Source organism: Ideonella azotifigens (assembly GCF_006519715.1).
GTDB lineage: Bacteria > Pseudomonadota > Gammaproteobacteria > Burkholderiales > Burkholderiaceae_C > Ideonella > Ideonella azotifigens.
Window position 1 is genome coordinate 1 of sequence record NZ_VIDT01000824.1, and the last position, 2,144, is coordinate 2,144.

Sequence of the window (2,144 nt, forward strand, 5' to 3'; positions counted from 1 at the left end):
CACCGCGCGCAGGCTGTGGTCGGGCTGCGGGTCGGGGTCGTTGAAGAAGACCATGAACCCGTCGCCGGTGAAGCGTTCCAGCGTGCCCTCGAACTGGAAGATCAGCTCGCCCATGGCCGCGTGGAAGCTGCGCAGCATCGCCATCACCTGGTCGGCGCTGGCCTGCTCGGCAAACGCGGTGAAGCCGCGCAGGTCGGCAAACAGCACCGTGACCTCCTGCCGGTGGCTGTTCAGGATCTCGTCGCGCAGCCGGCTGGCCACCAGCCGGGCCGCCAGCGCCGGTGAGAAAAAGCGCTTGAGCTGCGAGAGCTGCTGCATCTCGCCCAGTTGCTCGGCCACGCGGCGCTCCAGCTCGGTGGACCAACTGGCGAGCTGGCGCTGCTGGCGCTGCGATTCGTCGTACAGCGTCTTGACCCGCAGCAGCGAGCGCACCCGGGCCCACAGCTCTTCCTTCACCAGGGGCTTGGTGATGAAGTCGTCGGCCCCGGCGTCCAGCCCGCGCACCCGGTCTTCCTTGGCGTCCAGCGTGGTCACCATCACGATGGGCACCGCGCGCAGCGCCGGCAAGGCCCGCATCGCGGCGCAGACGCTGAAACCGTCCATGTCGGGCATCAGCACGTCCAGCAGCACCATGTCCGGCGGTTCGGCGCTGGCCATGGCCAGCGCTTCGTGGCCGCCAGCCGCCAGGCAGACCTGGTAGCCGCGGGCCAGCAGGTGGGCTTCCAGCAGCCGGCGATTGGCCGGCAGGTCGTCCACCACCAGAATGCGCGCCGGTGAGGGGCCTGGAAAGGCCGGTGAGCCCTCGTTCACGACCGGCCCAGGTGCTCCCGCACCTTCAGCACGAACTCGCGCACGGAGGACAGCGGCTTGGCGATGAAGCCGTTGAAGCCCGATTCTTCGATGCGGCCGCGGTGCGCCGGCATCACCGAGGCCGTCAGCGCAATCACAGGTACCTCTTTGAGGGCCGGCTGCTCACGGATCCAGGCAATCACCTTGAAGCCGTCTTCGTCGGGCAGCTGGATGTCCAGCAGCACCAGGTCGGCGCCGTGGGCGCTGAGCTGGTCGCGGGCGGCGGCAGCGGTGCCGGATTGCAGCACCTCGAAACCGGCCGCAGCCAGCACGTCGGAGGCCAGCTTGCGGCTGCGCTCGTCGTCGTCGATCACATGCAGGGTGGTCATGGCAGGGTCCCGGGGGCAGTCAGATGATGGCGGGCACGGGTGCTGCGGCGGGCTGCAGCGGCAGGTTGAAGCGGAAGGTCGAGCCCTGGCCTGGCGCACTGTGCAGTGTGACCTCGCCGCCATGCAAATGCACGAGCCGCCGCACCAGCGGCAGGCCCAGGCCGGTGCCCTCGGCCTTGCGCAGCACGTCGTCGCCCACCTGGCGGAACTCCTCGAACACCGTGGCCTGGTCCTCCAGCGCGATGCCCACTCCTGTGTCGCTCACCTCGACCCACAGGCCTTCGGCCGCATTCTGCCCGGCGCGCAGCGTCACCTGGCCGCCGGCCGGGGTGAACTTCACCGCGTTGGACAGCAGGTTCAGCACCACCTGCCGCAGCCGCCGCGCGTCCACCGTCCAGACGTCCATGTCCTCCGGCAGCTGCAGTTGCAGCTGCAGCCCCTGGCGCATGCAGCGCTCGCGCATCATGTTGGCGGTGGCGGTCAGCAGCGAGGCCACCTCCACTTCCGACAGGTCCAGCGTCATGTGGCCGGCCTCGATCTTCGACAGGTCCAGCACGTCGTTGATCAGCGCCAGCAGGTGCTCGCCGGAGGCATGGATGTCGTTGGCGTATTCCTTCTGCTTGTCGTTCAGCGCGCCGAACAGCTCTTCGCGCAGCACGTCGGAAAAGCCGATCACCGAGTTCAGCGGCGTGCGCAACTCGTGCGACATGTGGGTCAGGAACTCGGACTTGTGGCGGTTGGCCAGCTCCAGGTCGCGCGTCTTCTCGGCAATCATGGCCGACATGTTGCGGTACACATGCTGCAGGTTGCTGGCCATGGTGTTGAACTGCAGCGCCAGGTCGTCCAGCTCGTCGCCGGTGCGGATCTCGATGCGCGCGTCCAGCTTGCCGTCGCCCAGCGCCTGCGCGCCGCGGTGCAGCGCGTTGATCGGTGCGATCGAGCGGCGCACCAGCACCAGCGCCAGCA

The 2,144-nt window shown here is 68.6% G+C and carries 3 protein-coding genes; all 3 read right to left on the minus strand.

The window, feature by feature from the left end; all coding sequences use genetic code 11:
• The coding region (locus FKP22_RS28085) for a response regulator (protein ID WP_141291349.1) at nt 1-810 on the minus strand (810 nt) is incomplete at its 3' end.
• The gene (locus tag FKP22_RS28090) at nt 807-1,178 is read right to left on the minus strand and encodes a response regulator (RefSeq protein ID WP_170201142.1); all 372 of its coding nucleotides are present in this window, start codon (nt 1,176-1,178) and stop codon (nt 807-809) included. The genes FKP22_RS28090 and FKP22_RS28085, both read right to left, overlap by 4 nt.
• Nucleotides 1,179-1,197: 19 nt before the next feature.
• Nucleotides 1,198-2,144: sensor histidine kinase (locus FKP22_RS28095; protein WP_141291353.1), on the minus strand; the 947-nt coding region annotated here is incomplete at its 5' end.

What these genes read in the sequence shown, in the direction of transcription:
- FKP22_RS28090 (WP_170201142.1), bottom strand. Translation starts at nt 1,178, where the DNA reads ATGACCACCCTGCATGTGATCGACGACGACGAGCGCAGCCGCAAGCTG.